At 70.9% G+C, this 25,515-nt stretch carries 21 protein-coding genes and 5 pseudogenes; 11 read left to right on the top strand and 15 right to left on the bottom strand.

The features are described from left to right. Nucleotides 1-207 precede the first annotated feature (207 nt). The 5 genes and pseudogenes from ABTY56_RS34295 to ABTY56_RS34275 form a co-directional block, all read right to left on the bottom strand. Nucleotides 208-642 carry a hypothetical protein gene (locus tag ABTY56_RS34295; RefSeq protein WP_350633288.1) on the bottom strand — a complete coding sequence of 145 codons (435 nt, stop codon included), beginning with the start codon at nt 640-642 and terminating at the stop codon, nt 208-210. A gap of 180 nt (nt 643-822) precedes the next feature. Continuing rightward, a pseudogene (locus tag ABTY56_RS34290) lies at nt 823-1,089 on the bottom strand (ATP-binding protein); the annotation flags it as partial. A gap of 125 nt (nt 1,090-1,214) precedes the next feature. Beyond that, on the bottom strand, nt 1,215-1,742 hold the full coding sequence (locus tag ABTY56_RS34285) for a hypothetical protein (RefSeq protein WP_350633287.1): 528 nt from the start codon (nt 1,740-1,742) through the stop codon (nt 1,215-1,217). Nucleotides 1,743-1,790: 48 nt separating this feature from the next. Continuing rightward, nucleotides 1,791-2,714 (bottom strand): tyrosine-type recombinase/integrase, encoded by a 924-nt coding sequence (locus ABTY56_RS34280; protein WP_350633286.1) that lies wholly within the window; start codon nt 2,712-2,714, stop codon nt 1,791-1,793. Nucleotides 2,715-2,720: 6 nt separating this feature from the next. Beyond that, entirely contained in the window at nt 2,721-3,398 is a 678-nt protein-coding gene (locus ABTY56_RS34275) for a TetR/AcrR family transcriptional regulator (RefSeq protein ID WP_350633285.1), read from the bottom strand. A 62-nt stretch (nt 3,399-3,460) separates the two neighbouring features. On the opposite strand from ABTY56_RS34275, the gene ABTY56_RS34270 reads away from it, so the two are divergent. Both ABTY56_RS34270 and ABTY56_RS34265 read left to right on the top strand, forming a co-directional pair. Then, nucleotides 3,461-4,270, top strand: a complete 810-nt coding sequence (locus ABTY56_RS34270; protein WP_350633284.1) for a 2OG-Fe(II)-dependent halogenase WelO5 family protein — start codon at nt 3,461-3,463, stop codon at nt 4,268-4,270. 24 nt (nt 4,271-4,294) lie between these two features. Continuing rightward, complete coding sequence (locus ABTY56_RS34265) at nt 4,295-5,347, top strand: pyridoxal-phosphate dependent enzyme (protein WP_350633283.1); 1,053 nt, start codon at nt 4,295-4,297, stop codon at nt 5,345-5,347. Here the strand turns inward: ABTY56_RS34265 and ABTY56_RS34260 are convergent. Together ABTY56_RS34260 and ABTY56_RS34255 are read right to left on the bottom strand one after the other, a co-directional pair. After that, nucleotides 5,257-6,135 (bottom strand): DUF559 domain-containing protein, encoded by an 879-nt coding sequence (locus ABTY56_RS34260; protein WP_350633282.1) that lies wholly within the window; start codon nt 6,133-6,135, stop codon nt 5,257-5,259. The two genes, ABTY56_RS34265 and ABTY56_RS34260, sit on opposite strands and share 91 nt — an antisense overlap. 438 nt (nt 6,136-6,573) lie before the next feature. Further along, nucleotides 6,574-7,427: pseudogene (locus ABTY56_RS34255) on the bottom strand (IS5 family transposase). A gap of 185 nt (nt 7,428-7,612) precedes the next feature. Here ABTY56_RS34255 and ABTY56_RS34250 point away from each other — a divergent pair. The 4 genes and pseudogenes from ABTY56_RS34250 (at nt 7,613) to ABTY56_RS34235 (ending at nt 11,926) form a co-directional block, all read left to right on the top strand. Next, entirely contained in the window at nt 7,613-7,852 is a 240-nt protein-coding gene (locus tag ABTY56_RS34250; protein WP_350633281.1) for a hypothetical protein, read from the top strand. Between the two features lie 304 nt (nt 7,853-8,156). Further along, nucleotides 8,157-9,566, top strand: a pseudogene (locus ABTY56_RS34245) (NF041680 family putative transposase). A 49-nt stretch (nt 9,567-9,615) separates the two neighbouring features. Further along, a complete protein-coding gene (locus tag ABTY56_RS34240; protein ID WP_350633280.1) occupies nt 9,616-10,224 on the top strand; it encodes a replication-relaxation family protein in 609 nt (202 codons plus the stop codon). A 448-nt stretch (nt 10,225-10,672) separates the two neighbouring features. Then, nucleotides 10,673-11,926, top strand: a complete 1,254-nt coding sequence (locus ABTY56_RS34235; RefSeq protein ID WP_350633279.1) for a glycine-rich protein — start codon at nt 10,673-10,675, stop codon at nt 11,924-11,926. 80 nt (nt 11,927-12,006) lie between these two features. Here ABTY56_RS34235 and ABTY56_RS38900 read toward each other — a convergent pair. From ABTY56_RS38900 to ABTY56_RS34215, 4 genes and pseudogenes are all read right to left on the bottom strand, one after another. Continuing rightward, nucleotides 12,007-12,186, bottom strand: a pseudogene (locus ABTY56_RS38900) (helix-turn-helix domain-containing protein); the annotation flags it as partial. A gap of 71 nt (nt 12,187-12,257) precedes the next feature. Then, nucleotides 12,258-12,605, bottom strand: coding sequence for a GNAT family N-acetyltransferase (locus ABTY56_RS34225; protein WP_350633278.1), 348 nt, complete (start codon nt 12,603-12,605; stop codon nt 12,258-12,260). 4 nt (nt 12,606-12,609) lie between these two features. Further along, nucleotides 12,610-12,789 carry a hypothetical protein gene (locus ABTY56_RS34220; RefSeq protein ID WP_350633277.1) on the bottom strand — a complete coding sequence of 60 codons (180 nt, stop codon included), beginning with the start codon at nt 12,787-12,789 and terminating at the stop codon, nt 12,610-12,612. Next, nucleotides 12,786-12,959: a hypothetical protein gene (locus ABTY56_RS34215; protein ID WP_350633276.1), complete on the bottom strand. Its 174-nt coding sequence runs from the start codon at nt 12,957-12,959 to the stop codon at nt 12,786-12,788. The genes ABTY56_RS34220 and ABTY56_RS34215 overlap by 4 nt, the downstream gene beginning before the upstream one ends. A 685-nt stretch (nt 12,960-13,644) precedes the next feature. Here ABTY56_RS34215 and ABTY56_RS34210 point away from each other — a divergent pair. Beyond that, a complete protein-coding gene (locus ABTY56_RS34210; protein WP_350633275.1) occupies nt 13,645-15,087 on the top strand; it encodes a tetratricopeptide repeat protein in 1,443 nt (480 codons plus the stop codon). Between the two features lie 1,179 nt (nt 15,088-16,266). Here the strand turns inward: ABTY56_RS34210 and ABTY56_RS34205 are convergent. Both ABTY56_RS34205 and ABTY56_RS34200 read right to left on the bottom strand, forming a co-directional pair. After that, nucleotides 16,267-17,262 carry a hypothetical protein gene (locus tag ABTY56_RS34205; protein ID WP_350633274.1) on the bottom strand — a complete coding sequence of 332 codons (996 nt, stop codon included), beginning with the start codon at nt 17,260-17,262 and terminating at the stop codon, nt 16,267-16,269. Nucleotides 17,263-17,681: 419 nt separating this feature from the next. Then, nucleotides 17,682-18,137, bottom strand: coding sequence for a bacteriocin immunity protein (locus ABTY56_RS34200; protein WP_350633273.1), 456 nt, complete (start codon nt 18,135-18,137; stop codon nt 17,682-17,684). Nucleotides 18,138-18,232: 95 nt separating this feature from the next. Here ABTY56_RS34200 and ABTY56_RS34195 point away from each other — a divergent pair, with 95 nt between their 5' ends. Continuing rightward, nucleotides 18,233-18,568 (top strand): hypothetical protein, encoded by a 336-nt coding sequence (locus ABTY56_RS34195; protein ID WP_350633272.1) that lies wholly within the window; start codon nt 18,233-18,235, stop codon nt 18,566-18,568. A 534-nt stretch (nt 18,569-19,102) separates the two neighbouring features. Beyond that, a complete protein-coding gene (locus ABTY56_RS34190; RefSeq protein ID WP_350633271.1) occupies nt 19,103-19,612 on the top strand; it encodes a DUF6650 family protein in 510 nt (169 codons plus the stop codon). Nucleotides 19,613-19,848: 236 nt separating this feature from the next. On the opposite strand, the pseudogene ABTY56_RS34185 reads toward ABTY56_RS34190, so the two are convergent. Next, nucleotides 19,849-21,100: pseudogene (locus ABTY56_RS34185) on the bottom strand (IS701 family transposase). A gap of 151 nt (nt 21,101-21,251) precedes the next feature. Beyond that, a complete protein-coding gene (locus ABTY56_RS34180) occupies nt 21,252-21,674 on the bottom strand; it encodes a hypothetical protein (protein ID WP_350633270.1) in 423 nt (140 codons plus the stop codon). Nucleotides 21,675-21,828: 154 nt separating this feature from the next. Here ABTY56_RS34180 and ABTY56_RS34175 point away from each other — a divergent pair, with 154 nt between their 5' ends. Further along, nucleotides 21,829-24,531: a protein kinase domain-containing protein gene (locus tag ABTY56_RS34175; protein WP_350633269.1), complete on the top strand. Its 2,703-nt coding sequence runs from the start codon at nt 21,829-21,831 to the stop codon at nt 24,529-24,531. Further along, nucleotides 24,528-24,962: a hypothetical protein gene (locus ABTY56_RS34170; protein WP_350633268.1), complete on the top strand. Its 435-nt coding sequence runs from the start codon at nt 24,528-24,530 to the stop codon at nt 24,960-24,962. The genes ABTY56_RS34175 and ABTY56_RS34170 overlap by 4 nt, the downstream gene beginning before the upstream one ends. The last annotated feature ends 553 nt before the right edge of the window (nt 24,963-25,515 follow it).

Here is a 25,515-nt window from a genome sequence, read left to right as displayed (position 1 = left end):
TCACAGCACACAACTACCGGGACCGCCCCTCCGCCAGCAGGCGAACGCTACTGCTTCACCCGTCCGAGCGACATCACGCATTCAACTTCAATAGCAGCGATTGGTCAGCGGTTTTGGGCAGCAGTTGGCGATCTTGAGTGCTGTGGATGTTCACCAGAAATGACGTCACCCGGCAGCGGACAGAGTGGTCTGCGCTGCGGCCGATGATCAGAGCTGGTTGGCGATCCGTCCGCCGAGCTGTTCGAGGAAATCCTGCAAGCTCGTCGCGGCGACGTCGAAGTCGTCGAACCAGGAAGCCGTGGCGGACTTCCAGATCTGCCCGCTGTCGCCGATCGCGAACAGGTGGCCGCCGCCGTCGCTGGCGAATACCAGTGCGATCCACTCACTGTCGATCGGCGCGGGGCCGTACTCGCGGAAGTGTCCCGCCGCCGTCGCGGGTGAGTGGATGAAGTATCCGCTGTCGACATCAGGCAGGGAAGCTTCGCTGATCACCCAGTAGAGCGTGGTCAGGTCGGAGGGGATCGGCGTCAGGTCCACAAGCGCGCTCGTCGCTTGGTGGCTGTCGTCGGTTGTGATCGTCACGGCGTTGTCGCCGGGCGGGAAGCCATGCGTCGGGAGGAACGACTGCACCAGCTTCGTCAACGCCGCATCAGCCTGCTCCCGCCAGGATCGGACCCACTCTGCGTCAAGCCGCTCACCTGGCACGTTTCCCTCTCAAGTGCGCGTCTGGCCCGCCAGGGCGAGTCCGGAAGAACATAGCGGAAGGCATTGACGGCTCTCCGCCCGGAGGGCGGAGAGCCGTCAAGCGGGTGCCCGCGGCGGTCAGCCGGCCTTGGCGGGCGCTTCGGTTCGCGCCCGGGTCGAGGCGAGTCGGTAGGAGTCGGTGCCGGTCTCGATGATGGTGCCGTTGAAGGTGAGGCGGGCGACGATCGCCGCGCAGAGGCGTGGGTCGGTGACGGTCTTGGTCCAGCCGCCGAACGACTCGTTGGAGGCGATGGCGACGCTGTTCTTCTCCTCACGTTCGGTGAGGACCTGGAAGAGCAATTCGGCGCCGTGGCGGTCGAGTTCCATGTATCCGAGCTCGTCGATCTATGCGGATATCGGCATAGCTGGACCTATGCCGAGACCGCGACTATGCCGAGAAGGCTGTCGGCAAGCCTGATCGTGGGCTGTGCGGCGGCTGTTCTGCTCGGCATAGTCGATGGCGGGAGGATTTATCCTGCCCAGGGATTCGGGCCCTGCTTGAGGACGACGAGCCCGCAGGGCTGGTCGGCGGGCCAGAGGTCGATTCGATAGAGGAAGTGATCGCCGGGTCCGCCGTTGGTGTCGACGGCCGGAGGGTCAGATGGGATGTAGGAGACCCGGGCTCGCAACAGCCCAGCAGGAACGGTCAGGCTCGGTCCGTCCTCCGGGTGGACTCCCGGGCTGGACAGGGCGAGTCGGCCGGTCGGGGCAGCCAGGTCCACCTCCACGATGTGTTCAGCCGCCGACTCGATCATTGGCACGGACGTGTGGATGGTGATCAGCGATTCGACCATGTCATCCCGTGCGGTGCCGACGGAGATCGAGTGCGGTTCCACCCCGATGCGGTGAACGTGTACCGCCTCGTCGGTCCAGCCAGCCGGCGGCAGGTCCGGGTCCATCGCGTGCTCGGCCATCCACGCGTCATAGGGCTCAAGGTCTTGGACATAGAACTGCCCATGATCGGCATCGATCAGAAACTTCAACGAATCATCAGCCACCGCCGCAGGCTATCGAAGCGGACTGTCACCCCCGGCTCCGCTCACGACTCACAGGCGGTCGAGGAACGCGAGGACCTTGTCGGTGGGCTGGTAGCGGCCGGGGCGGGCGGTGACCGGTGCAGTCAGGGAGAGCGCCTTCTCCTTGATGGTCATGTCGGCGTGGACGTAGGCGTCGGTGGAGCGGACGCCGGCGTGTCCGAGCCAAAGCGCGATCACCGTGGTGTCGACACCAACCTGGAGCAGGGACATCGCGCAACTGTGGCGTAGGACGTGCGGGTGGACGCGCTTGTCGAGGAGGGTCGGGCAGGCTTCGGCAGCGGCTCGGACGTGGATGGCCAGGCGCTGGGCGACGGCGTCGCGGGTGAGACGTCGCCCTGTTCGGGTGCAGAACAGCGGTTCTCCGCGCTTTCCGGAGCGTTCACCGAGCCAGGCCCGCAGCAGTTCCTGGATGCTTCGGTCCAGTGGGACGGCGCGGTGTTTGCGGCCCTTGCCCTCGCAGCGGACGGACGCGCCGTCGCCGAGGGTGACATCGTCGCAGTCCAGGCTCGTGAGTTCGGAGACCCGCAGGCCGGTCTGGACGGCCAGGGCCAGCATCGCTTTGTCCCGCCGGCCCTCCCAGCGCCGCGGATCCGGTGCCGCGAGCAGGGCGTCGATCTCGGCGCCGGTCAGGAAGGTCACATTCCTTTTGTCGAACCGCTTGGGCGGGATGTCCAGGACGCGTTGGATCAGGAGGGCGTGTTCGGGGTGTTGCAGGGCTGCGTAGGAGAAGAGGGAGCGGATCGCGGTCAGCCGGACGTTCCGGGTGCGGGCGCTGTTGCCGCGCTCGTCCTCCAGGTAGTTGAGGAGGGCGGAGACGGCGTCGGCGTCCAGGTCGGTCCAGTCCAGCTTCTCCGGGGCGGTGCCGGTGCGCTGGTGTACGAAGCCGAGGAGTAGTCGGAGCGCGTCGCGGTAGGCGGCGAGGGTGCTGTCCACGCTGATCTACTTCCCCTCGGCCGCCTGTCCGGGCACCAGCGTGGTCCGGGCCGGGTCGGCGGCGGCGATGAGCTGGTGGAGCGCGCCGAAGTAGACCTCGTGGTCGACCACGGCGGGCAGGATGGCGCCGAGCTGCCCGGTCAGCACCGGGAACTCGTCCGGGTCGAGTTCGGCCAGCGCGCGCCGGGTGGCGGCCTGGGCGGCCTTGGGGTCGCGGTGGTTCACGAAACTCGCGCTGCCGAGCGTCAGCAGGTACAGCCGCCGGTAGGTGATGATCGCCTCTTCGGGGGTCATGCCGGCGGCGAGGGAGTCGGCGAGCTGCGGCTCCACCAGGCGCTTGAGCAGCTGCGGGCCGAGCCAGGGGCGGTCACCGCGCAGGGCGACCAGGCCCGGATGATCCGTCAGCAGCTCGTACAGCGCGGTGAACCGGGTCTCGGTCGCCGTGGCCCAGCCGGTGCCCGGCGGGATCTGCGGCAGGCGGGCGGCGAGGTGGTCGGTCACCAGGTCGAGCAGACCGGCCAGGTCGGTGACGCGGCGCTGGAGGGACGCCACGGGGATGTCCAGCGCGGTGGCCAGGGTGCGGAAGCTGAGTGCGGTGTGCCCGTCCTGATCCACGATCAGCAGGGCATGTTCAGCGATCAGTTCGGGAGTCGCGCGGTTGAGGGAAGTGGATTGCCTCGGCATGCGAGTCAGCGTACGGTACACCGTACCGTCACGGTAGGCTCATGCATCCTTACGGAGGCGACATGCCCCGCACCACGGCACTCGACCCGCTGTTCACCGCCGTGGACGGCACGTCCTTCACCGACCGGCACCTGGCGAACCTCGCCGCCGGCACCCTCGCGGCCGTCCGCGTCCCCGACTTCCTCGACCGGCGCACCTGCGCGAGCGCGCTGTCCGCGCTGGACCGGCTGCCCACCGTCGACTACGACCCGGCCCGGGTGCCGACTCCGATCGTCCGGTTCGGCCCGGCCCTCAACGACTACCGTAGCCAGGACGGCCGGCTGGACGCCGGCCGGTACTGGCGCGACGCGGAGACCGCCCGCACGGCCTGGCAGCGGGCCGGGATGCGCCCGGACCCGATCGCCGTCTCGCTGGCCCGCCTCGGCTCCGCCTGGGGCGCCGCCGTCGCCCCGGCCACCATCACCGGCCGCCCGGTCTTCGGCGGCACCCTGCGCGAGATCAACGCCGGGGCCCTGATCCACTACGACGACATCAACCGCGAGTTCCCCACCGGCCTCTTCGACCAGGAGGTGCTCGCCCAGCTCGCCTTCAACGTCTGGGTCTCCGTCCCGGAGGACGGCGGGGCGACCACCGTGTGGCGCCACCGCTGGGAGCCCGCCGACGAACAGCAACGCCAGGCGTACGGCTACCGACCCGAGGCGGTCGAGCACTGCCAGCACGTCGACCTCACGCCGCAGCTCGGCGACGGCCTGCTGTTCAACCCCGCGAACTTCCACCCGGTCGCCCCGAACCCCACGGGCACGGGCCGCCGGATCGCGTTCGCGTTCTTCCTCGGCCTGACCACCACCGGCCAGCTCATCGCCTGGTCGTGACCACCTCATCGCAGGAGCAACGAAGTGCACCAGCTCACGTACGGCGACATCAAGGCCGCCACCGACCGCATCGCCGGACGCATCCGCCCCGTCGCCCTGGCCCAGGTCGACCCAGGCGCGATCCGCACCGCCCACCGCGACCCCCTGGACGAACGTGAGGTCACCCCGTGCGAGGTGTGGGTGGCCATGGAGTTCATGCAGCACACCGGCTCGTTCAAGGCCCGCGGCGCGCAGAACTTCATCCAGGCTCACCGCGACGCCAGCACCCTGCCGGACGCGGGGGTGACGATCGCCTCCGGTGGCAACGCCGGGCTGGCGTGCGCCTGGGCCGCCCAGCAGCAGGATGTCCGTGCGACGGTCTTCCTCCCGGAGACCGCTCCGGCGGTGAAAGTGGCCAAGCTCCGCGGCTACGGCGCCGAGGTCCGCCTGGTCGGCGCGGAGTACGCCGAAGCCCTCGCGGCCTGCGAGGACTTCGCCGCCGTAACCGGCGCCCTGGCCAGCCACGCCTACGACCACCCGCTGATCGCCGCCGGGGCCGGCACCCTGCTGGAGGAGATCCACCAGCAGATCCCCGGCCTGGACACCGTGGTGGTCGCGGTCGGCGGCGGCGGTCTGTTCGCCGGCGTCGCCACCGCCGCCCAGCACCACGGCATCCGCACCGTCGCCGTCGAGCCGGAGAACTGCCGCGCGCTGAACGCCGCGATCGAGACCGGCCGCCTGGTCGACGTCACCGTCGACTCGATCGCCGCCGACTCCCTCGGCGCCCGCCGCACCTCCGCCATGGCCCTGCACGCCGCCCAGCAGGACGGCGTGCGCTCCCTGCTGGTGCCGGACGGCGAGATCGTCCGCGCCCGCCAGGCGTTGTGGGACCACCGCAAGGTAGCCGTCGAGATGGGCGCCGCGACCGCGCTGGCCGCGCTCACCGCCCCGGACCAGCACGTCGCCGACCGGGACCTGCCGACCCGCCCCGCCACGGCGGGCCGCAGCTACCGGCCCGGCAGCGCGGAGAAGGTCTGTGTGGTGCTGTGCGGGGCGAACACCGACCCGTCCGACCTGGTGAAATCCACCGCGTACTGACCAGCAGTACGACGAAGGGGCAGCCGAGCGGGCTGCCCCTTCGTCGTACTCGGAGTCCCTGTCGAAAGCCGCCCAGCGGCTGCGCGGTGCCCTCGCTGTCGACCGCGACTGACGGTGGCCCGGGGCGCATGCTGGAGGTCCAACCACTCGGTGACGGCCGCGCGCATCCGTGCCGCGCACTCCGGGAGGTCTCCGATCAGGTCGCGTTCCCAGAATCGCAGCACCCTCCAGCCTGCCTTGGTGATCGCGTGGTCCTGGCGGGCGTCGTTGGCCATGTTCCCCAGCACGCGAGGGTCCTCCCGGGACTCAGGGAGCAGTCCATGCCAGTAATCGCCGTCCGCCTGCAACACCAGCCGCAGCGAGGGGACCGCCGCGTCCACCGTCCATCGGCTGAGCAGCAGGTGCTGGCGCTCCCAAGCAACCTCCGGCGCCAGATCCGCCAGCACTTCGCCGATCAGCGCGTACAGGATCCGCTCCGGCCGCGTCTCGTTCCGTGTCGTCAACAGATCGTGCCGGGCCTTCGTCAGGATCGCCGACCGGCCGGGATCTGCGCCCATGATCTTCACCCAGCAGTCGCGTGAGCAGGTCCGCCGCTTGCCCTCCAGCGAGGCCGGCACCCAGAACCTCGTGCCGCAGCACGGGCAGGTCAGCTCCACCCGGTTCCGGTGCCCGACGTGGCGGCAGTCGTTCGAGCAGTAGAACCCGTGGCCGTCGTCCGCTACCGACACCTTCACCGAGAACGCCTCGCCGCACACCCGCACGACCGCTCCACCCGCCGCGCAGTACATGCCTGCGAACAGAACTGGCCCCAGCCACGCTCGGCTTCACTACGTACCACCCGGAATGTCTTCCCGCAGCTCCGGCATGGCCGGTAGAGGGTCCCCTCGGCCCGGACCTGGCAGTCCAGGCCGCAGTACCGGCCTCTCCCTCGCTCGACTCGGGACGCCTTCACCTCGAACGTCACACCGCACTGTTCACAGGTCCGGGCGACCCGAGTTCGCTGGGCCAGGCCCGAGCAGGTCTTCGAGCAGAACAGTCCGCGCAGCGAACCCTCGGGGTTGTTCGGGCTCTTCGGGAAAAACGCCGTCCCACACTGCGCGCAGGCCCGGACCGTGCGGGCAGTCGCCGCCCGGTGGCACTCGCGTGAGCAGTACGCCGCGCCGGGCCTGTTCCTTCAGCGCGCCGTGGGACGGCTTGTACGACACGTGAGGGACGCGGGGACGCGGTCAGTCGGCCACGCGTGAGAGCGGTCGCGGGCCGGGTCGGGTTGCCGGTCGGCCCCGGGTGAGCCGACGGGCCATGATGCCGATCATCGCCCAGCGGATCATCGTCTCCGAGCGGGCCGGGCTGGTCTCGTAGTCCCGGGCGAGGCGCCGGTGGGCAGTGAGCCACGAGAAGGTGCGCTCCACCGCCCACCGCTTGGGCTGGACCTGGAAGCCGCGCTGGTCAGGGTCCTTGCGGACGATCTCCAGCTCACGGCCGAGAATCTGGGCGGTCCACTCGACCAAACGGCCGGCGAACCCCTGGTCGGCCCACACTTTCCGGACCCCGGGGTGGTCCAGGCGGGTCCACAGCAGCGGCCGCTTCGCACCGTCACGGTCCTGGATGCTCGCCGCGACGACGTGGACCGCCAGCAGCAGGCCAAGGGTGTCGGTGACGATGAACCGCTTGCGGCCCTTGACCTTCTTACCCACGTCGAAGCCCCTGGTGGAGACGGGGACGGTGTCGGCAGTGCGGACGGACTGCGAGTCGATCAGCCCGGCGCTCGGCTCCGCGTCGCGGCCCTCGGCTTCACGAACCCGGCCGCGCAGGGCATCGTGGATGCGCTCGACGGTGCCGTCGTCGTGCCACCAGGTGAAGTACCAGTACACCGTCGGCCACGGCGGGAAGTCCTTCGGCAACTGCCGCCAAGCACACCCCGTCCGCACCACGTAGAAGATCGCGTCCACGATCCGCCGCCGTGGATGCTTCTCGCGCCGACCGCCCTCCGGCCCACCCGCGTCGGCGGCAGCAACGGCTCCACCAGCTCCCACTGCTCATCCGTCAGATCCGACGGATACCCACCCCCAACACCACTCACGACGAGCTCAACGAGACTCTCAGCAACGGGACACGGCAGATCTCAAACACGGTCTCAGGTAGGTAGTTCAATCGATCAACTATTAATTATCCGCCGTTGCACGGCACGCTGCAGAGGTCAAGGTGCGATCACCGGTGTTCACGAGTGGAGTGGGTAGAGGGACCAGTGGGGGTGAGGAGTGCACCATGCCCGCTGTGATCGCGAAGAAGGCGTTGACGTTCTCGCTGGTCAGCATCCAGGTTGGGGTCGTCGCGGCAACGGGCGAGCACCGGGTTCCGCTGCACGAGGTCCACGCGAAGGACGGCGCTTCTCTGGGGGCCAAGCTGTGGTGGGAGGCGGGATCCGGAGACTTCGTGCAGCTCAGCGCCGTTGAAGCCGACGCTAGTCCGTGCAGCACGTGTGGCGCTATCGCTGGACGACGGTGACAATTGCGGCTGGGGGGTGGACGGAACAGACTTTCAAATCGTGAACGGGCAAATTCAGCTGACTTGCGATATTGCCATCCGTGGGACAGTGGGTATTTTTAGGCTGACCTATCAGGTCACCGCATTTGGGCATGCCATCTGAGCTTGGCGTTTAACCTCGCAGGTCACTCGAGCTGCTGATCTGCGGTTCTTCCCGGGACAGAAGAGGCGGCCGTTCTCCACGCTTCGAGGTGTCGAGTCACGAAGCACAAGAGAACGGCCGCTGCGTACGAGTCTTCACGTCGACGCGCCCGCCGGTGATGCATTGGGCATCTTGTCCCGCTTTCGGGTCGAGTTCTACGAAAGCCTCTACGCCCGCCAGGACGCGCTCTTCGGCCTCACGGACGCGGTGTTGTGCACGGACGGGCCGGTGAGGACCCTGGTCGAGCTGTCGCTGGCCGTTGAGCACCGACGCGGTCACGGCGCGCTGTACCAGGCCCTTGACCGGGGCTGGTGCGAGCCCTCCCGCCTGCGGCGCGCCCTGGCCAGCCTGCCGTTGCCGCGGGCCGCCGACGGACGGATCGTTCTCGCCGTCGACGTGAGCAACTGGCTCCGCCCCGACGCCCCGACCAGCCCGGAAAGGCTGTTCTGCCACGTCTACGGACGCGGCGACCGAAGCCGTGACCAGTTGGTGCCGGGCTGGCCGTACTCATTCGTCGCCGCGCTCGAATCCGGCCGCACCTCCTGGGTCTCACTGCTGGATGCCGTGCGACTCGGGCCCGCGGACGACGCGACCACGGTCACCGCTGCTCAACTCCGCGACATTGTCGATCGGTTGACCCAGGCCGGGCACTGGCGCGATGGCGACCCGGAGATCCTGATCGTCATGGACTCCGCCTACGACATCGCCTACCTCACCCACGCCCTCGCGGACCTTCCGGTCGTCCTGGTCGGCCGCCTGCGCTCGGAGCGCGTCATGCTCCGCGACCGGGGCCCCGCCCGCCGCGGGCCGAAGGGAGGCCGGCCCGCCGCCACGGCGGCGTCCTGGCCTTCGCCAAATCCGATACCTGGCACCAACCCGATGTCACCACCATCACGGACACCACCCGATATGGCAAAGCCGAGGCGATAGCCTGGGACCGAATGCACCCCAGGCTCACCCACCGCGGCCCCTGGCTGGAACACGCAAAGGAAGAACTGCCCATCCTGCACGGCACGTTGATCCGGCTGGTGGTCGAGCGCCTGCCTGGCGAACCGCGACCCGAAACCGGTCTGGCTGTGGTGCTCAACCGCCGCCGCCCAAGCGGCGGACATCAACCGCTGGTGGCAGTCCTTCCTCCGCAGAATCGACCTGGAGCACACCTTCCGGCTGATGAAGCAAACGCTCGGCTGGACCGCCCCGAAGATCCGCCATCCCGACACAGCCGACCTGTGGACCTGGCTGATCATCGCGGCCCATACACAGCTCCGCCTCGTCCGGCCGCTGGCCGAGGACTTTCGCCGCCCTTGGGAACGACCCGCCCAGCCCCGTCGCCTCACCCCCGCCCGAGTCCGCCGGGGCTTTCGCAACATCCGAGCGGCAACCGCCTGCCCCGCAGCCGCACCAAAACCGTCCCGGCCAGTCCCGGGACGGCCACCCGGCTCGAAGAATAAGCAGCGCGCCAGGCGCCACGACGTCGGCAAGACCGTCAAACGCGCCAAGACGATCAAGAAACACCAAGCCCACCAGGGTTAAACGCCAAGCTCAGAGGCAGCAGCCCGGCCATGACCACCGGGAGACGTCCGTGAGCAGCCGTCAGAGCTTTGCCCAGCCCGACGACAACGACGGCCAGGCCGACGCCGTCGAACCCGCCGAGCCGGCCCGGCCGGGACGGACCGCGTACCGGCGCGGCGCCGCCAACCCGAACGGCTCGACCACCGCGCTGCGCGCCGACGTCCTCGGCGCGCTCGGCGTCCTCAAGGTCGCCACCGCCGACCAGCTCCAGCGACTGCTGCGCCCGGCGGCGGCGTCGAACACCGTGATCAGGCAGGCGCTGCGCGATCTCGCGCTGCACGGTCTGGTCGCCTCCGACGGCAACACCCGGGACCGCCACAAGACGTGGCGGCTGGAGGGAACGGCCGGAGTGGAGGCGGCTGGGCAGGTGCTCGGCCTGCCTCGTGCCGACATGGGCTCCACGGCCCGGGGCGCCGGACGCTCCGGGGCCCAGCATGCGATGGCGGTCAACGAGACGATCACCGCCTTCGTGCGGGGCGGCACCGCGCCTGGGGCCGCGGGCGGGGTCGGCACCGTGACCGACTGGGCGACCGAGGTGGAGTTCCTGCTGCCGGGCGGCCGGCGCAAGGTGCGCCCGGACGCGGTGTGGCAGGCCCCGGAGATCGGGTGCCGGTCCTGATGGTCGAGGTCGACCGCTCCACCATGGCGCCGGAGTGGGTCGCCGCGACGTTCACTGCCTACCGCGAGCTGTTCCGCACCGCACCGTCTTCCGGCCGTGCGCCCCGCACCCGCATCGCGCGGTCCGCGCGGAACGCACCGCGCGCGTCGGCGCCTGGCGCGCGGCCTGACGGTCTGTGGTGTCGGTCACGGACATACCGGGAGGACAAGGCTCCAGGCCGGGGCGAATCGGGCGGGACAACACGCTGGTCAAGGCGTCGGACAAGGGGTGTGGTCAGGCCGCCGCGTGCCGTCGGCGGTGAGGGTGGGGCCGGCGCGCGACACCACCGGGGTGAATCGACGGTGTGTCAGGTCCGCTGCCGACCGGGGTCCGGACCGTCTGATCCACAGTGGCGGGAGGCGGGCACCCCCTGCCGAAACCCCCCTCCGTCCTCCTCCTGGAGCAGATCGTGAAGTTCTCACCGCCGGCCGCCGCCGGCCGCCGCGCACCCGCGCTGACCGTCGCGGCCGGCATGCTCTGTGTCGCCGGCATCGCCCCGGTGGCGCTGTCCGGGACCGCCCACGCGCAGGGCACCTGCACGGTCTCGGGCCCCACCACCACCTGTACGTTCGCCTCCACCGGCGCCGAGCAGACGTTCACCGTCCCGAGCGGCGTCACCCAGGTGAACGTCACGGCGATCGGCGCGGCCGGCGGCCTGGAGGGTGTCAACAAGACGCCCGGCGGCCGTGGCGCGCAGGTCTCGGGCACGCTCACCGGCCTGTCCGGCGGGCAGACCCTCTACGTCGAAGTCGGTGGCATCCCCACGCTCACCACCCCCACCTGCTACCCCATCTCGCCGTGCATCGGCGGTTTCAACGGCGGCGGCAGCAGCCACTACGGCGGCGGCGGAGGCGGGGCCTCCGACGTCCGTACCCAGCCCCGGACCACGCCCCTCACCACCATCGACTCCCGCCTCATCGTGGCCGCGGGCGGCGGTGGAGCCGGTGAGGTATTCAGCTCGTCGTGCACGGGCGGCAGCCAGGGCGGGGACGCCGGCCAGCCGGGCGTAACCGGGGTGTGCAGCGGGGGAACCGGCGGCGGGGCCGGCACGGCCACTCAGGGTGGGCCCGGCGGCACGTCCCCCAGCGGTTCCAGTGGCGCCCCCGGCACACTCGGCACCGGCGGCGACGGCGGCGGTCCAGGCGGCTTCCAGACGGGTGGCGGCGGAGGCGGCGGCTACTACGGCGGCGGCGGAGGCGGCGACCTCAACATCAACATCAGCCCGTTCGGGAGCGCGGGCGGCGGAGGCGGCGGCTCGTCCCTCGTCCCCGCCGGGGGCACCGGCCCCACGGTGACCAGCGCCGCCGCGAGCATCACCATCAGCTACACCACCCCAGGCAAGCCGGTGACCACGCGCCTGATCGCCCTGCCCCCGCAGGTCCGGCTCGGCCGGCCGGTGGTGATCGACGACCTGGTCTGCCCCGCCGGTACCGGCGCCACGACCCCGCCCACCGGCACGGTGACCTTCACCGACACCACCACCGGAACGCCCCTGGGCACGGCACGCCTGGTCCTCGACGTCAGGAACTGCGCCGCCGCAGGGCGCGTCGTCTTCTTCCGGACCACCGGACCGCACGTCATCACCGCCGTCTACAGCGGTGACACGGTCTACCAGGGCAACAGCGCGAACCCCGAGATCACCACGGTGACGGTGACTCCCTGACGACGCCGCGGCGCGCGGCCCCGTCCTGGCGCGGGGCCGCGCGCCGCGGCTCTCATCCGGCCCGGCATCCCGCCGTGAACCCGGAAGGTGTTGCGGTAGGCCTGCGGTGACACCCCGATCGCCGCGTGCAGGTGCTGGCGCAGCGACGCCCCCGTGGCGAAGCCGACCTCCGCGGCGATCCGGTCGACCGCCAGATCGCTGGCCTCCAGCAGGTGGCGGGCCCGGTGCACCCGCTGCTGGATCAGCCAGCGACCCGGGCTCGGGCGGCGTCCGCGGTGAGGCCCAGGGGTGTGTCGATGTCCGTCCGGGGCGGCGCTGGCTTGAGCAATCGTCAAGAATTGTGGATTGGCTGAGTTGTTGATGTGTTCTTGCGTTCCAGCTCTGTGATCGTGACGCCGGGTGCGACCTGGCGCTCGCCGACGGGCGCGAAGCCGCGCCGGCGGTAGAGCGCGAGCGCGGGCAGGTTGGCCGTTCCGGTGGAGACGATGGTCAGTTCCGCGGGCTTGATCGAGTCCGTGGCGTCGAGAAGCACGGTTGCGATGCCGCGGCGATGTGCGACGGGATGGACCATGAGGCGGCAGATGTCCAGAGCGCCGTTCGGCAGGCGGGTCCAGCCGACTGCTCCGACCGGTTTCGACTCGTCGCGGATCCCGGGGAAGGACTCATCGCATGCGCGCAACTGCTCAGGGGATTCGTGCAAGGGGTGGGAGGCCGTCGAAGCCGATGAGTCGGGCTTCGGCCGCGTAGGAGGCCCGCTGGAGGTTCCACAGCTGCCGCAGGGTGTCGGGATCGGCCGGGTCGAGCCGGACCGGCTCGGCAAGGGGCCGGTGGGATTCGGTGGCGGCGTTGTGTTGGCCGGTCATGCGGCGATTGTCCCAGAACGCTCGACCAGGACGCGGTTCTCGAACGTCGCACCGGAGCGGACCAGGGTGACCGGGTGGGCGCCGACTTCTACGCGGTCCTTGCCCGGCAGCGTCGCCCGGGATCCGTCCGCCCACACCGCGTGGGCGGCCTGCCGCTCGGCCTCCTCCAACCGCGCCGACGCCCTGTGGCGCCCTGGCGCTGCCCGCGGGCCGTCTGCGGCCGCCGGGGGCCGCCGGCGCCGGGCGGCGACGGGGTCGGGTGTTCAGTGCTGCGTGCCGACACTGTCTGCGGCGGTGGCCCGTCCTGGCGCGCGGGCCATCGCTCGCTGCCGTGGGTTCCGCACGCGCAGTCCTCCGGGCGGCGGTGGCGCCCGTGTCCTGCCCGCGGACCGGCGGCCGTCCTTGCGGCGCGGCGTGCCGCCAGCCGCCCTCGGAGTAGCCGAAGTAGCCGTCACGACGGTGTGACCTTGTGGTGGGTCGGTTGCGTGTTTGCCTGTTTTGGGGGCTTTGCCGGTTTGGGTTGGACCAATTGCGGGGTGATCGTCGGGGGTCGGGATTGGCTGGTCGGGGTGGCCGGGTCTGGTTGCTGTCCGTGTTCGCAGTGAACGCGATACGCAAGCGAGGTGGCCGGTTCGGGGCGGGGGAAGTCGGGCCGGTTTTCTGGTTGTCTATGAGGGCGTTTCAGGGCGTTGTCTCTCGGGGGAGTTCGGTGTCGTTTTCCGTGGCCGTCCGGCGGCGTCCCCGGGCCCCGCGGCCGCTCGCCCCGCCCCTGCCCGCTCCGCCCCGACCGCCCGCGCCTTGGCGCAGGCTTCCTGCCGGTCGGAGGCTGTCGGTGGTGGTTCGTAGGGTGCCTGTGTGAACGTCGATGATCTTTCCTGGCAGGCGCGCTACCACGGTGGCGTCTACCCGCGGATGGTGCGGACCCTTCTCGACCTGGGGCAGTTGGAGCTGCTGATCCGGGCGGCGCAGGAGCGCGGGGACTGGAACTGCGCGCAGGCGGCGGCCCGGGAGTTGTGCGCGGCCGGGGAGTTCGAACGGGCGCTGACGCTGGTGGACCCGTTCACGGACATCGGCTGGCGGGCCGCCGAGTGGCTCACCGCCGAGATCATGATCCGTCGGGGCGAGGGTGACGAGGCGCTCGCGATGGTGCGCCCGGACGCGGCCGAGCTGGGCGACGGCCACGTATGCGCCCGCTACGCCGAGCTGTTGTCGAAGGCCGGGCGGGTCGAGGAGGCCATCGACGTGCTCACGCCCCATCTCGGGGAGTCCTGGCTCCGGTCCCGCCTGGTCGAGGTGACCGAGGGGCAGAGACGCGACGACCGGGTTCTGGACGTGCTCACGCAGGAGGCGGAGCGCATGGAGCGCACGGAGAGCGCGGCGTGTGAGCGGTGCGGTCAGTCGTGCTGCGGGGCATCCCGGACGGACCGGTGGGACGTGCTGCTCCTGATGTCCCGGGTCCTGGAACGGGCCGGGCGTACGGACGAGGCCGTCGAGGTCCTGCGCGCCGAGATGGCCTCGGGCCGGCGCCACCCCGTCAACTTCCCGGAGTACTACGCGCAGCTCCTCGCCCGGCTGGGCCTGATCGAGGAGCTGGAAGCCCTCGCCGCCACAGAGCACCGCTCCGCCTTCGACGTGTACGCGAAGGCGCTGGAGGACGCGGGGCGGGCCTGCGAAGCGGAGAGCCTGCTGCGCGAGGGGATCGAGACCCATGACCACCCGAAGGACCGTGTGGCGCTGATGCACCTCCTCGTCCGCCAGGGACGGATCGACGAAGCCGTCGAGACCGGCCGGCCCACATTCGACTACTACGACGGCGGGAACCTCCTCCACTGGGCGCTGGAACTGCTCGTCGACGACGGCCGGCCGGGCCGGGCGCTCGAACTCCTGGAAGGGCTCACCGGCGCGTACGTCGAGGGGCACCCGGACCAGGTCCTCCGCCTGCGGCTGTGGCTGCTGGGCGAGGCGGGCCGCTGCACGGAGGGCATTTCGCAGGCCACCGCCCTCAACGAACGGGAGCCCGGCAAGTGGGACACCGCGCTGGCACGGCTGCTGGAGCTGGACGGCCGGCTGGAGGCGGCCCTCGCACTCCTCCGCTCATCCACCCAGTACTCGGCCTACCTTGACCTGGCGCACATGCTGATCAGGCACGGCCGCCCGGCTGAGGCCATCGCCTCCATCCCCGCGATCGCCGAGAAGCGCGCGGCTGCCGAGCGCCGGGAGCGAGAGGCGGCGGAGCGGCGGAGGCAGAACGATCCCTGGGCTGTGGCGGGCGAGTTCTCCCCGGAGCCTCCGTTCTAGCCAGGAGCGACGCAGTCAACCTTCGGCGAGAAGCGTCAAACCCCCGCCGCCGTCCGCTCGCTCCCACCCGGCCGCCGTCGGGCTGCGCCCCGCGGCCCGCCTCTCGGAGGTGGGCGAGGTCGGGGGTGGCGTGCTTGTCCAGCATGGTGCGCACGTCGTCGGGGACCGGGTCTTCGGTGAGGCACAGCCAGCCCAGTGCCGCGCTGACGCGGACCTCGGGCGGCCGGGTCGGGCCGGACCAGCAGGCGTGCATCCAGGCGATGGCCGCCACGTCGTGGTGCGTGCGGGCCTGTTGGGCGATGGCGAGGACCAGGCCGGCGCGGACCGCGGGGTCGTGTTCGACGGGCAGGCGGGTGTGGAGCGGGGTCAGGATGTCCTGGGCGCGGCCGGCGGCGGCCGCCAGGACGTAGGCGGTGGTGAGGCGGACGGCGGGGTCTGGGTCGTCGAGCAAGGGCAGGAGGAGGCCGGTGTCGGCGGTGATCGCCTCCCGGGCGGCCTGTACCGACCAGTTCTGCGGGTAGCCGGTGACTTCGAATTGCCAGTCGTCGGCCGCGTGGAGTTGCAGTAGGCCCTCGCGCGTACAGACGCCGTGGTGGCGCATGCGCGCCACCTCGCCCGCGGCGGTCAGCGCCCGGGCGCGGTGTTGGCCGGCCGTCGGGTCGGCCGCGATCCGGAGCAGGAACGGCACTGCCGGTGCGGCCGCGGCCCTCGTGTCGTTGGCACACAGCCCGATGACCATGTCGACGGCGTGGTGAGCGGCGTCGTCCCCTGAGCGCGCGCGTTCCAGGTCCTTCCTCACGTCAGCGCCGGACGGGAACCGCTCCCAGGGCACCTCCTCGATCAGGAACCCGTCCTTGGCTTCACGGCGGATGGCCGCGACCACCGCCCGCACGTCCAGCGGACCGCCGACCTGGTCGAGCGGATCCCCGTCGACGAACGCCCGGACCACCGCCAGCTCGGCCGGACTGTACTTCCACGCCTGCACCGACAACCCCCACGACGACAGCATCCCCCTTGGGGCTGCCGGCACTGCGCGCCGGGCCCGGAAAGGATCCGAATATCCGGCCGATCATGCCAGTCGGCGCAGACAATCCGACCGCAGTAGACACATGCGGCGAGGGCTCGGCCGGAGGGTGCGGCGGGGGCTGAGGGGGCGGATTCGGCTGGCCCCGGCAGGGCTCAGTCTGACAGCGAGGCCGCCCAGGGATCCTCGGGCGCTGTTCGGGTGCTGTTCTCTGTGAGTATGTCGTCGATGCAGCTGCGCAGGCCGAATCCGGTGGTGTCGATCCAGGTGAGCCATGGCACCGGGTGGAGCAGGTCGTCGTATCGGCGGATGGCGGGGTCGGTGAGGAGGGTGCGCAGTTCGTCGGGGGCGGGGTCGGTGACCAGGCACAGCCAGGCCAGGCCTGCGCCGATGCGGATCTCGGGCGGCCGGCCGGGAGCCGACCAGAGGTCCCGGGCCCAGCCGGGGGCATGGCTGTCGTGGTGTTCGCGGGCGAGTTGGGCGATCGCGAGGACCAGGCCCATCCGGGCCACGGCGTCGTCTTCGGTCGCCAGCCTGGAGTGCAGGGCCGAGGTGAGGTGGGGGAGTTCGCCGGTCGCCGCCGCCAGGGCGTAGGCGGTCACGGCGCGGACTTCGGGGTCGGGGTCGGAGAGGAGCGGGAGCAGGAGGTCCAGGTCGTCGGTGACGGCCTGCCGGGCGGCCTGGATCGTCCAGTCCACCGGGCACACCGTGCTGCCTTCGACCAACGCCGGATCTTCGGCGACCTGGAGCAGGCCTTCGCGTGATCCGTCCCCGATGTGCTGGCACCGGCCGATCTCGGCGACCAGGCGAAGGGTCCGGGCACGCAGTTCGGGGCGCCGGGTCGCCGCGATCCGCAGCAGGAACGGCACCGCGAGTGCTCCCACCGCGATCGTGCCGCCCTGGTGGTGAAGATTCGTCCAGAGCCGGCACAGGGCTCCGTCGGCGGCTTCGGCGTCCCCGGACGCGAGGGTGGCGAGCAGGCCGGGGATCTCCTCGCCCGGGCCGTAGAAGTGGCGGAACCGCTTCCAGGGGACCTCGTCGTACCCGAACCCGTCCCGAACCTTCCGCGGGATCGCGCTGACGGCCGTTCGTATGTCGCAGTCCGTGCCGGCCCACCGCTGCGGCCAGTCGTCCCAGTGGTTGTCGTCCACGGTTTGGCCTTTCCATCGCCCGGCAGCATCCGAACGGCGTGAGTCTAACGACCGGTGATCAAGAGGCGGACCGCTGCTGCCACGCTCCGACCGCGTACTGACCGACCCTGTGCCGTCACCGGCTGGCTCCGCCCGGCTGCCGGCCCGGGGCGGAGCGGCCGGGCGCGGTGCCTGGTTCCGGCCGGACGCTGCCGTACTCGCGTCGGGCCAGGGCACCACAGCTCACCGGATCCCGGGCCCCTACAGCCGGGTAGACATGCCGTCACCGCGCGATCGCAGCCGGGAGTCTGGCGTCCCGCGAAGCGAGCGCAGGCCATCCCCCGTGCCCAAGGAGCATGCGCCACAACGGACTTCATCACTCACTACCCGACCGAGCACCGCGTCGAGCAGCAGGCAGCGGCGGGCTGACGTTCAGTCACTCAAAGCGAGATCGGGCGATACTTCAGCGCCTCCTCGACGATCTGCTCTGCGGAGGCTTCCTGGAGCTCTGCTGGCGGATGGAACAGCAGGTCACTGACCCGGGGATGCGACACATTGGCACTCAGGAGCCGAAGGTAGTAGTCGCTCTCCGGGAAGGCCGCCGACAGTCTGCGGACGACTTCGACAAGCTCGTCCCGGGTGATGTCCGGCACCCGAGGGTGAGCCGGCCGGGCAGCCTCCCTGGCGAAGTTCTCCAGGTCTCGGCTGGCGTCGTACTCGGCGAAGTCGAGGGCTCCGTAGTCGTGTCCGGTCATTGCGTTGAAGGCCTCGATCGCCTCATCCGCATCCTCGGAGCGCAAGACCACCAGATCAGAGATCCGCTCGATCTCACGACACAACTCATCCAGCCGTTCCCGGCTCACAGGCGGGGGCAGCAGCTCCAGTCTCAGGTCCACGACTCGGATTATGTCCGTCAGCGCCGACACGCCCGGAACGAGCCCTGGCAGATGCCCGACCACCCCGTCGGCAGCGCAAGCCAGCTCCCAACCCCGTGTCGCCCAAGAAGATCGACAAGAAGGAGCTCTACCGGCGCATCCGGTACGACGCCGAACGGGAAGCCCTTTCGATGCGAGCACTGGAAAAGCGCCACAACGTCTCCTGGCGAACCGTCCGGGCTGCCCTGGACGGCCCTGAACCCCGCCCCCGCAAACCGCTACCTCGTCGGCCGACCGCCATCGATCCTGTCCAGCACCTCGTCGACTCCATGGTCGAGGTGGGGCACCGCCCCACAGAGATCTGGGCGAAGCTCATGGATGAGCACGAGACCTCGATCTCCTACGGTGTCATCAGACGCTACGTCCAGGACCGCGCACCCAGCCCACGCTGACGGTCCTCCGTGACAACCAATCAAGTCGAGCCAGGCACGCTGTGTCTAGAAGTCAACGAAGCCGATGGGCAGACCGCTCCGCCGCCACGGCCGACAGAACTCGCGGGAGGGTCCTCCGAGAGCTCAGAAAATGGCACACCAGGCGATCTGCCTGCGACTATCGAGCCTTCGTGACGCTGACCGACACCGAGATAGCCGCCCTGATCGCACCCGCCGGGCTTCACTTCGTGCAACGGCGCCGGGACGATGTCCGGCTGCCGCCACTGCCCGCTGGGTGCTCGCCAGCAAGTGCCCGCCCCGAGCACGGGCGATTCGACATCGAGGGGGCTCGCTCCGTCGGCGGCTAACGCCGGGTTCCCGTCAGCTCCGCCGGCCGCGGCGGTAGACGTCGCCGCGGCCGTCCGGGCGGCCCAGCTCTGGTCGCCAAGAGCCCGCTTCCGCCGCAGGCTCTTGGGCAGAAGCCCCCCAACCGGGCAGAGGCCGGCTCCAGGATCCACGAGGAGGCAGGCAGGCCGCCCCTGCCTGATGATCACTATGAACAGCACATCAGCAGACAAGCCAGGTCGGCTGCGGAAGAAGGACGTCGAGAAGAGACTTACCGGCTTCAACATCCCTGTCTTCGGCGGTGGGTTGACCTTCAAGGAAGTAGAGACCGATCGCCCGACGGCCAAGCAGGCGCTGGCGTACCTTGAGGACCGGCGAGTGCTCTATCTGCCCTTCTCCCAGGAACCCGATCAAGTGAACTGCGTCCGGTCGGTCAGCGAGATCCGGAATCGGATGGCGGACTTGCTGGCGGACGCGAAAAACGACCCGCTGCGGCACTGTCTGCGCAGCGTCACCGCGGCGGCCAGGCAGTTTCTAACCGACGTGGGCGCCAGTCGCTACGACGCCTACATGTCGCGGTACCCGGACTTCCAGTTCTGGCAGTTCCTCGGTGCCTTCCGAGCGCGCGTTGGCCAGGAGGTGGCCATCCTGGTCTACATCTTCGATCTTGACGTCTGGGAGGAACTTGAGTCCATCCTGCCCCCACTGGCCGAGGAGTAGGCCGAGCCCAGGAAGCACGTTCGGTCGCGATGCCGAGCTCCACGGTTGTCCGGCACGCCTAGTACTCCAGCAGGACTTCGACGTTTTGCCTGATCAGACGGCTGCGCGGTGAGTGTAGCGGGCTGGCGCCCGTCAGGGGCGGTCTTCTTGGGGCCGCCCCTCGATCGTGTCCTGCCGGCGTTGGTAGTGACAGTGGCGGGCGACGGCCTGGCGTTGCCGGCGCCAGGTGGACCAGTTCAGGGCGTGGGTGCGGGGCGAGCAGCGTTGCGGACGCGGGTCATGGGTGCGGCCAGCCGCCAGGAGCCGCCGGATCTCTGCCACGGTGAGGTCGACCAGGGTGCGGGAATCGTTTCTGCAGCCCCCTTTGATGTTGCGGCTGCTGCCACCGCGGCCAGGAACGCGTGGGCGAGCATGGCCAGGGTGATGTGCCGCATCCAGCCGGTGTAGCGACGGACCTCGTACTGGTCCAGACCGCACTCGTTCTTCGCGGCCTGGAAGCACTCCTCGATCGCCCAGCATTCCGGCGATCCGCACCAACTGCTCCACTGTCGTGTCGAGTTGTGCGTAGGCGAGGTAGCAGGCGATCTCGTCGGGCCTGCTCAGGCTGCGGCGGGCCAGCGCCCACCGGCGGCGGATCAGGGTCTCGTCCTGGTAGTCGTACTCGGCCACGGCGGGCAGCTGAATGGCCGCCCAGTGGTAGACGCGCGGTCCCTTGGCGCCGTTGCCGCACGAGATCCGCTCCCAGGCCTGGGCCGGGGCCTGGGCGAACAGCCCGTCGATGCGCGGACAGCCCACGCTGAACTGGGACTTGGGCACCGCCAGGACGTAGCCGACGCCGGACTGTTCGAGCAAGCGCCGGAAGCGGCCCTCCTGTCCGTAGGCCGAGTCCGCGGTGACCCAGGCGATCGGCAGCTCGGAGGCGAGTGCCCGCAGCACCATGGCCTTGGCCAGGCTGCCCTTGGTGTGGAAGTCCCGCTCGTCGGGGATCTTCGCCGCGCGGCAGCGGTCCCGGTCCTCGGTCCAGGATTTGGGGAGGTAGAGCTCGCGGTCGACCAGGGCGCGGCCGCGGGTAGAGGCGTAGGCGGCGAAGACGCCGATCTGGCAGTTCTCGGTGCGGCCGGCGGTGCCGGAGTACTGGCGTTGCACGCCAGCCGAGGTGGTGCCCTTCTTGACGAAGCCGGTGTCGTCGAGGATCAGGACCCCGTCGTCCTCGCCGAGGCGTTCGGCGACGTAGTGCCGGAGCTCGTCGCGGATCTCGTCCGGGTCCCATCGGGAACCGGCGAGCAGGTGCTGCAGCCCGTCGGGGGTTGCGTGGCCGGCGTATTCGGCCAGCTGCCAGCCGTTCTTGCGGCCGACCGGGCCGAGGAGGCCTCGGACGTAGTCGCGCATCCGGCGGCGCGGCTCCACGCGGCTGAAACGGTGGCCGACCCGGAGGAAGAGGTCTTCGAGTTCGCGGTCCCAGCTCTCGGCTGCAGGCTCGTTGATCACGGCGAGAGGCTGCCCCGCCACTGTCACTACCAACGCCGGCTGGACACGATCGAGGGGCGGCCCCAAGAAGACCGCCCCTGACGGGCACCAGCCCGCTACACTCACCGCGCAGCCGTCTGATCAGGCAAAACGTCGAAGTCCTGCTGGAGTACTAGCCGTCCAGGTCGCTCCGGTGGCCGGCCCCGAGCCGCTCATCCATCCACCGTGCGAGGGTAGATTCGCGCCAGTGCGGCCCCGACGGGCGCCACCTGCCCAACCACGCCTCGTCCGGGACGTCGGGCGCCGGCGCCTGCCCCCGGGCGACGTACCCGCGCCAGGTCGCTTCCTTGATCCCGGCGCGGTACGCGCACTCGCCGATGCCCAGGGCTTCGCCGAAGCCAGTGACCTGGTAGGAGCGCTCGGCCACCACGCCCCGGCCGTAGTGGTGCAGGACCACGTGGATCTGCACCTGCTCGCCCTCGGGGTAGGCCATGGGCCCGAACTCCTGCTTCATCCGCTCGCGGACGTAGTCGTCGGGCTCCAGGTCGCTGCGCCCTCGGCGCCGGTTCCCTGTTGCGGACGGGTGCTTCGGCATCTGGTCCTGTGGCGGGCCGGTTCTGATCCGGAAAGTGCCCGACAGCCCTGCCCGGCGTGCGGAATGATGGCGCGTCAAAGCCACCATCCCGGCATCGGTGCGTCCACGCTCACGGCCCCGCGCCGGGTTGGGGCGCGAGGGAGGGGAGTGTCGCATGGGCACGACAGAGGACACGGATCCGGCCGAGGACGACCGGCGCGGGCCGAGGCCCTGGTCGGCCGCCGGAGCCGAGCCGCGGAATCCGCTGCGGAGCAGGGTGGGGCGGTGGTCCCGGGGGCACTGGCGCGGTTCCGACGCCGCTCCGGACCGGTCGTCCCGGCTCGGGGTCGTCCCGCTGACTCAGATTGATCCGCAGGCCGCAACCGGCCGGGCGTCCGCCACCCCGCCGCGCTTCGATCCGGGGGCCGCGACACGCAGGATACCCGGCGCCGAACCGCGGTACGCCCCGCACGCTCGGACGTCGGTCCGACCGGACCGCCCGGGACGGCAGGACAGCGGTGGTCCCCACGACGACACAGGCGACCCGTCCGAGGGCGCCTTCCCGGACGTCCTGCGGGACCGCTTCATCCCGCTGGGCCGGGCCGGCACCGGATCCGAGGGCACTGTCTGGTACGTCAGGCGCACCGACGACGGCGGCGACGCGGCGGTCAAGGTGGCCGCCGCCGGCCAGCCGATGGACCACGCGCTGCTCGACCACCTGCGCAACGACGGCTTCCGCCGACACGTCCCGCACCTGATCGACTTCGGGCGGGTCCGCCAGCACGGCGCCCAGGTCGACTGGGTGGCCATGGAGTACCTCCCGGTCACCCTCGCCGCGCACGTTGCCGGGCTGTGGCGCGAGGCCGGGCATACCGACCGGCGGACCACCGGGCAGATCGTCCACGAGCTGGTCGCCATGCTGGAGTTCTGGCAGCGGCGGATCAAGCGCAATCCGCTGGACCTCAAGCCGGCCAACATCCTGGTGCGGCCCGGCAGGGGGGCCGGCGAGTTCGTGATCGCCGACTTCGGTGGCGTCGACCGGCTCACCGACAGCCGTCGGTTCACATCCGCGATGATGGTCACCGTCGCCTACATGGCCCCCGAGCAGCTCGCGGGCAACAACCACCCGGCCGGACCCTGGTGGGGCCTGGGCAACGTGCTGTACGAGCTGTTCGTCGGCCGTCCGCGCTTCGTCGGCGCGGACGGCGAGCGGGCCGACGACCGGGAACTCGAACTGGAACTGGTCATGGGCGAGGAGGTGGACCTCGCCGCCGTCCGCGACCCTCGCCAACTGCTGCTCCTGCAAGGACTGTTCACCAAGGACCCGGAGGACCGCTGGACCGCTTCGCAGGTCCGCAGCTGGCTGGCCGGCGGCAGCCCCGAGGTGATCCGCCGTCGGCCGCAGGGCCAGACCCGGGCCCACCGCCCGGTCACCTTCCTCGGAAGCCCCTTCACCGATCCGGTGCGGCTCACCGAGACGCTGCTCAAGAACTCCGGCTCGGCGGCCCGCTGGCTCTCCACCGGGGGAGCGGAGCGGCTGCGGGACTGGCTGCGCGACGAGGTAGGGGACACCGTCTTCGACCTGCACTATCTCTCCGACGTGGCCCGGGCCCGCCGCTCCCGGCGCGAGTTCGTCGCGGGCGTCGCCGTGCTCGCCCTCGGCGCCGCCTTCGCCCCGTCCGCCGTCCCGCACTACCGCGACCGTGCGATCGACGCCACCGGACTGGAGCGCATCGTCACCGAGTGGGACGGCGCCACGCTCATCGACGAACTGGTCCGCGGCGGCGTGCCGGCGGTCGTCGCCCGCTACGACTGCTTCCACCCCGAGTGCGCCGGTGAGCACTGCTCGCGGCTGCTCGCGCTGGCCGGGCTGCCGGAGGTGCTGGCCGAGGTGGACCGGCTGGCCCGCACCGTGGGCGGCGGCCGGCACCGCGGCGGTGGACTCAGCCCGGAGGAATGGGAAGAGGCGTACCGGCAGGCGGTCCGGCTGAGCATCCGGCCCGAGGAACGCCGCCGGCTGCTGGGCCGGCTCTCGCCGCTTCCTGCCGCGCTGCACCGACTGCCACTGTCCGATCGGGTGTCGGAGCTGGCGGCCGTGGTGGCCGCCACGGTGGTGGACGGCGTGCTCGCGGTGGACGCGGGCGCCCGCACCGCCTTACGGGCGGCGGCGCGCAGACCGCCACCCGACACGGCGGCACCCACTGCCCGGGACGTGGTGCGACGCCGTTGGGCCACGCTGCGGCGTCGCGCGGTGGCCGCCGATCCGGCGCAGCCACACGGGCGGGCGGCCCTGGTCGCGGCGCAGGCATTGCGTCGGCGCGCCCAGGGACGGCCCGAGCGGCCCGAGTCAGCTCAGGGCGTGCTTCGTGCCCGCCGCAGGGCCTACCGCCGGATGCGTGCTCGGAGGTTTCTGCGGGGCGCCCGCCTGGTCACTCGGAGGCTTCTGCGGGGCGTCCTCCTGGTCAGCTTGATCACCACGGTCCTGTTCCTGGGCCTGCGCGCGCTGCCTCCGGCCCACGGCTGGTGGTCGCTCACAGGCTTCCTCACCCTGTGGGCGTTCTTCGGAGCACTACTGACCGTAGGCCGGCGCGGCACAGCTGGCAGGCCTGGGCAGCACCCGCAGCCACCAAGCCCATCCGGGCACACCTGCAGGCAGGCCTTCACCCTCGGGATGCTTGACGCCGTGCTGCCGCCGTTCGCTCGGAGCGCCCCCGAGCCCAGAGCGCCAAGAGACCGTGGCAGTACGCCGCCTTCCTGGGACCGGGCACTGTGCCATGTCCTGGAGACCCAAGACCGCGTCCTTACAGAGCTTGGTGGCCCGCAGCGGCCGCAGCACGACCCTGACCCCGAATCTGGCCCTGACAGGAACCAGCCATGACAGCCGTGACGCTGCCGGAAGAGTCCGGCCACGCGGACGACGAAGAGCCCCCCGGCGGGCAGGCGGGCGTCCCTCGGCTGCCTCCCCCCGACCACCTCCTGTTGACGACCGAGGATGCGGAACGACTGGAGGGCCTGGGGGCTGCAGGACGCAGGCTCGTCCTGCGCGAAGCCAAGCTGCGCTTCGACCGGGAAGCGGAGGAGCACCGGCAGTGGTGCCTGGACCAGGTCCACCGCCGCCGGATGGACCTGATCAGCCTCGGGTTTCGGGCGGCCGGCACTGTCACGGGTGCCGCAGGTCTGGCCGGGTATCTGTGGATCGCCAAGTACTTCGTCGATCACGATGCCGCCGTCCCTGCGGCCGGGATGCTGGGCGGCGGGGTGGCGGCCCTCACCGCAGCGTTCTTCCGCGCCCAGAACCGGAAGGAGTAGAGCCCATTCCGTGCTGCCCCTGCCCGGCTCTCGGCACTGCTGGCCTCCCGGTGGCGCCGCAGACGACACCCCCGCCCCCACCCGAGGGACCGTCAGACACCGGTCCGCGCTCTTCCCTGCCCGGTCCCGTGCGCGTCCTGCCGCGAGGTTTCCCGTCTCAGGATTGGCACAGCTCCTGCGCCGTCGACACCGCACCGCCGAACCACCCGCGAAGGAACCCTCAGCCCCCTTCCCCGCAGGCCCCCTTCCCGTGCCGGCCGGCCCCGCCCGCACCACACCCTCGCTGCGCCCCCGGACACCGCCGTGCCATGCCCTCCCACCGCCCCGCCCCCCATGCTCGGTGGCGCCGCAGGCGACACCCCCGGCCCCACCCGAGGGGCCGCCCGGTCGGGCGTGGGTTTTGCCGCTCGTCTGCTTGCTGGGGGCGGGGGCGGTTTCCCGTGTCGTTCGGGGGCGTGCGGGTGCGGTGGTCCGGACCGTTCCCGGGGTGGTGTCCGTCGTGGTTTCGTGGCCGGACGCCGGACGCCGGACGCCGGACGCCGGACGCCGGACG

The sequence above is a fragment of the Kitasatospora sp. NPDC097691 genome, assembly GCF_040302665.1.
Lineage (GTDB): Bacteria > Actinomycetota > Actinomycetes > Streptomycetales > Streptomycetaceae > Kitasatospora.
The sequence above is the reverse complement of the archived record's forward strand: the minus strand, read 5'-3'. Positions and strand labels throughout refer to the sequence as shown.

What these genes read in the sequence shown, in the direction of transcription:
- ABTY56_RS34270 (WP_350633284.1), top strand. Translation starts at nt 3,461, where the DNA reads ATGCCCCGCACCACGGCACTCGACCCGCTGTTCACCGCCGTGGACGGC.
- ABTY56_RS34175 (WP_350633269.1), top strand. Translation starts at nt 21,829, where the DNA reads ATGGGCACGACAGAGGACACGGATCCGGCCGAGGACGACCGGCGCGGG.
- ABTY56_RS34220 (WP_350633277.1), bottom strand. Translation starts at nt 12,789, where the DNA reads ATGACCGGCCAACACAACGCCGCCACCGAATCCCACCGGCCCCTTGCC.
- ABTY56_RS34190 (WP_350633271.1), top strand. Translation starts at nt 19,103, where the DNA reads ATGAACAGCACATCAGCAGACAAGCCAGGTCGGCTGCGGAAGAAGGAC.
- ABTY56_RS34260 (WP_350633282.1), bottom strand. Translation starts at nt 6,135, where the DNA reads ATGTACTGCGCGGCGGGTGGAGCGGTCGTGCGGGTGTGCGGCGAGGCG.
- ABTY56_RS34275 (WP_350633285.1), bottom strand. Translation starts at nt 3,398, where the DNA reads ATGCCGAGGCAATCCACTTCCCTCAACCGCGCGACTCCCGAACTGATC.
- ABTY56_RS34250 (WP_350633281.1), top strand. Translation starts at nt 7,613, where the DNA reads ATGCCCGCTGTGATCGCGAAGAAGGCGTTGACGTTCTCGCTGGTCAGC.
- ABTY56_RS34180 (WP_350633270.1), bottom strand. Translation starts at nt 21,674, where the DNA reads ATGCCGAAGCACCCGTCCGCAACAGGGAACCGGCGCCGAGGGCGCAGC.
- ABTY56_RS34170 (WP_350633268.1), top strand. Translation starts at nt 24,528, where the DNA reads ATGACAGCCGTGACGCTGCCGGAAGAGTCCGGCCACGCGGACGACGAA.